At 61.2% G+C, this 6,934-nt stretch carries 7 protein-coding genes and 1 pseudogene; 2 read left to right on the plus strand and 6 right to left on the minus strand.

From position 1 onward, the window contains the following. Positions 1-755 (plus strand): hypothetical protein (locus PPP56_RS08250; RefSeq protein WP_353563567.1); only part of this gene is annotated, 755 nt, incomplete at its 5' end. Between the two features lie 18 nt (positions 756-773). On the opposite strand, the gene PPP56_RS08255 is transcribed toward PPP56_RS08250, so the two are convergent. The 6 genes from PPP56_RS08255 to PPP56_RS08280 form a co-directional block, all read right to left on the minus strand. Then, entirely contained in the window at positions 774-1,475 is a 702-nt protein-coding gene (locus PPP56_RS08255) for a hypothetical protein (protein WP_353563568.1), read from the minus strand. A gap of 140 nt (positions 1,476-1,615) precedes the next feature. Next, positions 1,616-1,840, minus strand: coding sequence for an ABC transporter permease (locus tag PPP56_RS08260; RefSeq protein WP_353563569.1), 225 nt, complete (start codon positions 1,838-1,840; stop codon positions 1,616-1,618). Positions 1,841-1,889: 49 nt separating this feature from the next. Beyond that, entirely contained in the window at positions 1,890-2,489 is a 600-nt protein-coding gene (locus tag PPP56_RS08265) for a thioredoxin family protein (protein WP_353563570.1), read from the minus strand. Between the two features lie 99 nt (positions 2,490-2,588). Then, a complete protein-coding gene (locus PPP56_RS08270; RefSeq protein WP_353563571.1) occupies positions 2,589-4,157 on the minus strand; it encodes a glycoside hydrolase family 3 N-terminal domain-containing protein in 1,569 nt (522 codons plus the stop codon). A 56-nt stretch (positions 4,158-4,213) separates the two neighbouring features. Continuing rightward, the gene (gene nadD, locus PPP56_RS08275) at positions 4,214-4,795 is read right to left on the minus strand and encodes a nicotinate (nicotinamide) nucleotide adenylyltransferase (protein WP_353563572.1); all 582 of its coding nucleotides are present in this window, start codon (positions 4,793-4,795) and stop codon (positions 4,214-4,216) included. A gap of 124 nt (positions 4,796-4,919) precedes the next feature. Further along, on the minus strand, positions 4,920-5,747 hold the full coding sequence (locus tag PPP56_RS08280) for an outer membrane protein assembly factor BamD (RefSeq protein WP_353563573.1): 828 nt from the start codon (positions 5,745-5,747) through the stop codon (positions 4,920-4,922). 429 nt (positions 5,748-6,176) lie between these two features. Here PPP56_RS08280 and PPP56_RS08285 point away from each other — a divergent pair. After that, positions 6,177-6,934, plus strand: a pseudogene (locus tag PPP56_RS08285) (hypothetical protein); the annotation flags it as partial.

A 6,934-nucleotide genomic window follows, 5' to 3' on the forward strand; every position in this document is an offset into this window, starting at 1 on the left:
AGGGACCCGGTGAGTTTGAATATGGCCCTCAATTTGTGGAGCATCATGACAATAAGCTGTATGTGGGAGAAGCAACGCGCACACGTTCTGTGTCGGTATTTGATGAAGACCTGTCATTTCTTAAGACAATAGATATTCCGCAAAACATTGGCAGTCTCAACTTTTCTTTCATGAACGGCGAAACCATTTTTCCCGTCATGGAGATGGAAGTAGACAGGGAGCAAGGAGAAACGTATGTATCAACCAGACTGCGTGTGCTTGACGAAGATACACAAGAGTTCACTCCGTTCCTTGAGCTGAAAGATCAAGAGGAATTGGGCAGACTCTGGAGAAACATTGGTGTCCTACGTAGTCACGGGGATGTTGCAGTGTTTGCCTACTCATTTCGCAACGTGATTGAAGTTATAAATACGTCGCCCAGATCTGAATCGCACATTGCCGTTGAGCTTCCCATTGAAGACGAGCCGGAGATTGAAGTGGAAACGCTGGCAACCATGCGTTCAGAAATACCGTCGGGCAGCGTCATCGGCGGACTGGCTATCGACAACGGGCACGTTTTCGTGAAAGGTGGGTCCGTGACCGACGAACTGAAACAGACGGTGTTTGTGCTGAACCAAAGCGGTGAGCTCGTGGGGACGATCGACTTGGGAGCACCAGGATCCGCCTTCTACGTTCGCGATGGATATATTTACTACGTGACTGACGATGCCGTGCTCACTAAAATGCGCTACGATACAGAAGCACTCGACGCATAGCGCGTCCAGCTTTCCCCTCTACCACAGCACCTCCAGCCCGATTCCGGGGCGGACGGTGGTGCGTAGGTCGCCTGCCACGGCCACAGCGGCAGTCAGGTGCAAACGCATCGTCGATGGGCCTTGCAGCACCGCTATGCCGGGCGCGGCTTCAATCCAGAGCTGATCGCGCGTGTTGCCACTGTGTAGCCACTGGGCTTCGGCCTTGACGTGCAGCCGCTCGACCCATGTGGGCGCTTCAGGATGCCATGTATCCAGGTTGGTACGGAGCCCAACGGCGCTCTCAAAAAACACCGTCTCTGTCTCGAACCCAAACGGACGGGGGGTGTCGCGCTGCTGGGCGTGCATGCCTGCGGCCACATACGGAAAAACGAGTGGACGATATGACGATTCGTATCGAACGGTTCGTCCAACGCGCAGTCCAATCGCGGAGGCGCTGCCCCATGTGTTCGACAGCTGCGTTTCGGAAACGATATGCGTGCCGATAAAGCGGAACACCGGAGCAAGAAGCCAACCGACTACGACCCCGCCGATACAGGCCACAGGATCTTCTCGGCATCGTCTGTCGCGTGAGAGATCGGTAGCAGCAAGCGACTGCAGATCCTGGGGTACCGCCTGCGTAGACAGCGAAGCTGAAGGGTAGCGGTCTGGGAGGGGCGGCTGTGCATGGGCTGGACTGCACACAAGCACGAATGCAGCGAAAGCGAGGAAAAGCGGTCGCATAGCGCACAGAGGGGGCGCATCCAACGAAAACAGAGACGTCTACCCATGCAGGCGCGCCACAGACCACGATCGTAACGACAGCTTAGAGCTTCATGGGGGGCATTTCGTCTCTGGAATGCGCATGCGTTCACCGCTGCTTGCTAATGCTGCTCGGCCTCCTCGTCGTTGGTATGCCACAGATAAAAGACCACGCCCAGGTAACCAAAGAACGCAGCAGCGGTAACGCTGATGCCAGCCCGTGTAATCTGCGCGGGGTTGCCAAGGGCAGCCTCCATGAGCGTCATGATAAGCAGAAAGAAGGAGGCCATAAGAGCGGCCCCCAGCGTAGCCAGGGGCCAGGTGGAAAAGCCGCGTCCGTCAAACATAAGGACGTAGGGCAAAGGAAAGAGAGCAGCGAGCGGGCCGGTCTGGAGGTCAGGCGGTAGAGGCTGGTTCGCGTCCAGGCTTCCACTTGATGCTGCATCCGATGGAAGGATGCTGCTCCTCTTTAGGGAGCACGGTGCCTTCAAGCGCTGCATCAAGCGCCTCGTGCAGGTCGCCCCCGTGGGCTGTACCCTGGTTGGGACGCGTCTCGTCGTAGCGTCCACGATAAACAAGCGTGCGTTCGTCGTCGAACACGTAGAAGTCGGGCGTGCACGCGGCATTGTACGCCTGCGCCACGGTCTGGTCTTCGTCTTGCAGGTAGGGGAACGGATACCCTTTCTCGCGGGCGCGCTCCGTCATCCGCTCGAAGCCGTCATCCGGATAGCGCTCGGCGTCGTTGGCACAGATCGCCACAAACTGAACGCCCTTTTCGCTGTAGGTCTGGGCCGTTTCGATGAGTGAGGGCTCGACGTGGTGCACGTATGGGCAGTGGTTGCAGATGAACATCACAACGAGCACAGGAGCGTCGCTGTAGTCGCTGAGCGACCGGCGAACGCCGTGCAGGTCGTCGACTCCGGGATTGGCAATCGGCAGGTCAAAGTCGGGCGCTTTCGTGCCCAGTGCGCGCATGTTCGATTCTACGGCGGCCATAGTATCAAAGGAAGCTGGTGAGGGGAAGCATGAACGTCACTGCACCAAACAGGCTGAATCCGACCAGAGTTCGTTGGTCGGGGCTGCGTTGGGGATTCGTTACGGCCCGGAGCGGCCGGCAGTCCCAAACAGACGCTCGATCAGGGCGCGCTGCGACGCGGGGCTGTCGCTGTACGTGGCGGCACGGGTCCACGCATCCGAAAACGCATCGAGCACATGCGGACTGCCCGTGGCCACGATCAGGGCCTGTGGATGCGCACGCAGCGCGTCTACGACGGGGCGATGGGCATCGGCGAGGCGGAAGTCCTGCCAGGCCGCCGGCTCAACGGCCAGCAGTGCCACCACCTGGTCGGCCTGGTGGATGCGGTTCGCTGCCTCCACACAACGCACCAGCGCAGCATCGGCAGGGCAGGCGGTGTAGTTGGCGGCTGCACCGTGCTCGGCCAGCGCGTCGCGCAGCGCCTGGTCGTCGTCGGTCTGAGAGGGACGCGCCGAGCAGCGTACCACCAGGGTGTCTGTGGCGGGGCCAAGCGGGCGCGGCAGTGCTGTGCTTCGCGTTGGAGACAGGTCGATGGCTTCGGCGGCAATGGCATGCGCTGCTCGCGTGTGCAGCTGCTGCCCCACGACATCGCGCAGGTCAGGGTCGGGTGCGAGTCCCGAAGGGCGGGTCTGCTGGATCCAGGACGCGAGTTGCTCAACGCGTGTGGCGGCTTCGTTGAGGCGACGCTCATCGAGCGTGCCGCTGGCCACGGCGCGGGCGAGGCCGTCAATAACCGCTTCGGCATCAGGCGGATCGAGCAGCATGTCGACGCCCGCATCCACCAGTGCAGCGGCCTGTGCACCGGCATCTTGCCCTGAGGCATCGATGCCATCCATGAGCAGACTATCGGACACAACGAGTCCGTCGAAGCCCCACGACGTGCGAAAGAGGTCACGTAGAATGGGAGGCGAGGCGGTGGCCGGGCGGGTCTCTGCGTCGAGCGCCGGATAGACGACATGCGCGGTCATGAGGGCTGTGGTGCCGGCACGGATGGCCGCGCGAAAGGGACGTGCATCGGTGGCGGCCAGCGTATCGGCATCGGCAGATACGCGAGGCTGATCGACGTGCGAGTCGGTCGTGGTGCGTCCGTGTCCGGGCGCATGCTTGGCGGTAGTGGCAAGTCCGTGCGCCTGTGCGGTGCGTATAAACGCATCTACGTGGCGGGATACCGACTGGGGGGTATCGCCGAAGGCCCGGTTGGCAATGATCGGGTTGCGGGGCTCGTTGCGCAGGTCGGCTACCGGTGCAAAGGCCCAGTGGATGCCACACGCCCGTGCCTCCAGCGCGGTAATGCGCGCCAGCACCTCAACGGCGCGGCGGCCGGCATGTCCGCAGGCCAGCGCATGGGGGAAGCGCGTGGCTCCGTCGACCTGCTGCCCCACGCCGCGCTCGATATCAGACCCAACAAGAAGCGGCGCCGAGGCGCTGTCGTGAAGGGCAGCCAGCGTGTCGGCGCACTGCGGCCAGGCCGCGTTGAAGAGCAGCACGCCGCCTATCGGATAGCGTGCAGCCAGCGCAGCGATCCGGTCGTAGTCGTCGGTGGCTGTGCGCGAAGGAGAAAGGTGCGATCCCATGCGCACCATAACCAGGCGCGCAGCACGATTGCGAAGCGAAGCAAGATCAGCCATGCAGAGTCGGTTCAGCAGCGGAGAGAGGGCCGGAAGACGGGCAGGTCAGGAAGCGTTCAGGCGGTGTAGAGCCCATGGGCGCGTACGTACTGCCGAACCGCTTCTGGCACCATGTACCGGATGGAGCGTCCGCTCTGGCAGCGCTGGCGGATCTCGGTGCTCGATACTTCGAGCATGGGGGCGGCAACGTAGTGGGCTTGATTTGCAAACGCAGGCTGCGCCACAGCGTCCAGTCCGCCCGGCCGTTTGTACACGATCAGGTCCACAAGCTCGGCGATGGCGGCCGGCTCGCGCCAGGTGTGAAACGTGTCGAGGCTATCGCTGCCTATAAGAAGAGAGAAGGTGGTGTCGGGATGCTGCTCATGAAGCGCCTGTACGGTATCGATCGTGTACGACACGCCGGGCCGCTCGATCTCGATGTCGCAGACGGCGAATCCGTCATGCCCCTTAATCGCGGCGCGCGTCATGGCCAGGCGATCGGCAGCTGGGGCGAGTGCGCTGTTCTCCTTGTGCGGAGGCGTTGCGTTGGGAACCCACCAGACGGCGTCGAAGCTGAACTGGTCGCGCGCCACCTCGGCAACGATAAGGTGGGCAACATGCGGAGGGTTAAACGATCCACCGAAAAGGGCTACGTGCATGAACGCGCAGGAGCAAGCGATACGATACAAAAACAGGCAAGGCCCAGCACACAGAACGGGAAAGCGCGGGCGTGTGCCGGACCGAAGGAAGAGGCGGCTACGGGGACACCGCTAAGACATGAAGCTATGGCGTGTCTTGCGCGATCTGCTCGTCTTCGCGCTCACGGATGCGCTCAAGTCGCGACTGGGCACGCTCGTACTGACGCTCGGCATCGCCCAAGAGCGGGCTGTCGGGGAAGACCTGCGTGAGCCGCTCGTAGTTCGCGATGGCTGATTCAAGACGCTCGGCCTGACGCTGCGGGACGCTGCGGTCGCTATATTCGATGTAGGTACGGATGGAGGCAAGCAGCGCCTGATCGGCGTAGTCGCTGTCGGGGTACTGGTCGAAGACGCTCTCGTACGTGAACGCTGCTGCGCGGTACATGCGGCGCCGCTCGTACAGCTCGCCTGCTTCAAACTGCTTGCGGGCCAGCTTATTGCGTAGCTCCTGCACCTTCGCCTGCGCATCATCAACGTGCTCATCGTTGGGATGGCGCTGCATGTACAGGCGGAAGTTTGCCAGTGCGCGCTCCGTGTCGGTCTGGTCGAGCTTGTAATGCGGCGACTCGTTGTAGTACATGAGGGCGCGGCGGTACTCGGCCTCGGGAAGCCGCTCGTGGTTGCGGTAGAGCTGCGTGAAGCGGTTGTACTCGGTCGCTGCCATCAGATTTTCGCCACGCTCTTCGTGGGCACGAGCCAGCATGAACTGCGCACTCGGCGCCCACTCCGTACCGCGTCCGTACTGAAAAACCCCGCGATAATACTGGATAGCGGTTTCGTAGTCGCCTTCCTCAAACAGCTCAGAGGCTTTCTGGTATGCCTCCTCAGCAGAGTTGTGCACAACGCGCTGGCTCCCTGAACACGCGGCCAGGAACAGGCCGCACAGGGCAACCCCGATAACAAGATAGCGCATGGCGCAGGCAGAACGATACGCAGAACGGTACATAGACAGCAGGTCGACAGCAAAAGACAAGAGTAAATAAACACCACGGACCGGCCTTGAGCACAGCGCGTGGACCTATCTGGATAGCTACGGAGGCGTAACGTGTGCTGAAAAGGCTCTGTTCCTCTCGCAAACTGTTCACATCTGCATACAGCATTTGATAACACAGCCCCCAATCACGCTAAACTTTTCGCGTGGGTTTGCCTATAACTGAAGTGTGAAAGCGGCGTATGTAACCTGATCAACACTTCGGTGTATATCCCTTAGGTGGTCGCGTATCGCTTTTGCGTCGCACACAATCATTTATTGCACGCGCTCTGCGTTGTGCCTGGGGGCAGCTCTACGTGAAGCCCCGATCTGTTTTTCGTTCCATCGTTTCTTTGCTCTGACCGACTCGTTATGAATCGACTTTTACTTTATCTATGCAGCGTGCTCCTGCTCGTGGGCGGTCCGTCAGCCGTTGCACAGTCCTCCGCATTTGGGACGGTAGGTAGCGCTGCTGCCGACGGATTTAGCCGTGCGCTTGGCGTACACGGCGACCTGGTTGTGGCCGGTGAGCCCGACATGTTGCATACGCCCGGCCTCGTATACGTCTTCGGCCCCGATGCTGACGGCACATACGTCGAACAGGCTCGCCTACGTGCCGAAAACGGCACAGTAGGCGACGGATTCGGAAGTGCCATCGCTGTTGGACCTGACCAGCTCGCGATCTCGGCCCCCACCGCCGAGCCCTTCGGAGCCATCTATCTGTTTAGCCAGGAAGACGGAGCGTGGGCACAGACCCACGCGATGACCCCGGCTGACACCCTCGACGGGTTTGGCAGTAGCGTTGCCCACGCCGGCGATCTGATCGTAGCGGGCGCCACGGCCCATGATGATCGCAAAGGGGCCGCTGTCGTGTTCTGGAACGATGGCGACACCTGGCAGCAGAGCCGCATCTCCACAGAAGGAATCGAACTCGACGACCGGGCCAACTTCGGCAACAGCGTAGCCGTGCACGAGGGCACCGTGTTTGTGAGTGCCCCCGGGCATGAGCGCGGCGTTGTCTTTGCTTTTGACTACGACGAGGAGAGCGGCGCCTGGGTCGAGCAAGACCGCATCACCCACGACAACTTGACCGGCGGTGCGCAGTTCGGCGCCTCGCTGGCCGTGCAAGA

This window comes from Longimonas sp., from assembly GCF_040409695.1.
Classification (GTDB): Bacteria; Bacteroidota; Rhodothermia; order Rhodothermales; family Salinibacteraceae; genus Longimonas.

Bases quoted from the DNA above. Each gene is read 5' to 3' on its own strand.
- PPP56_RS08255 (WP_353563568.1), bottom strand. From the start codon at position 1,475: ATGCGACCGCTTTTCCTCGCTTTCGCTGCATTCGTGCTTGTGTGCAGT.
- PPP56_RS08260 (WP_353563569.1), bottom strand. From the start codon at position 1,840: ATGTTTGACGGACGCGGCTTTTCCACCTGGCCCCTGGCTACGCTGGGG.
- PPP56_RS08265 (WP_353563570.1), bottom strand. From the start codon at position 2,489: ATGGCCGCCGTAGAATCGAACATGCGCGCACTGGGCACGAAAGCGCCC.
- PPP56_RS08270 (WP_353563571.1), bottom strand. From the start codon at position 4,157: ATGGCTGATCTTGCTTCGCTTCGCAATCGTGCTGCGCGCCTGGTTATG.
- nadD (WP_353563572.1), bottom strand. From the start codon at position 4,795: ATGCACGTAGCCCTTTTCGGTGGATCGTTTAACCCTCCGCATGTTGCC.
- PPP56_RS08280 (WP_353563573.1), bottom strand. From the start codon at position 5,747: ATGCGCTATCTTGTTATCGGGGTTGCCCTGTGCGGCCTGTTCCTGGCC.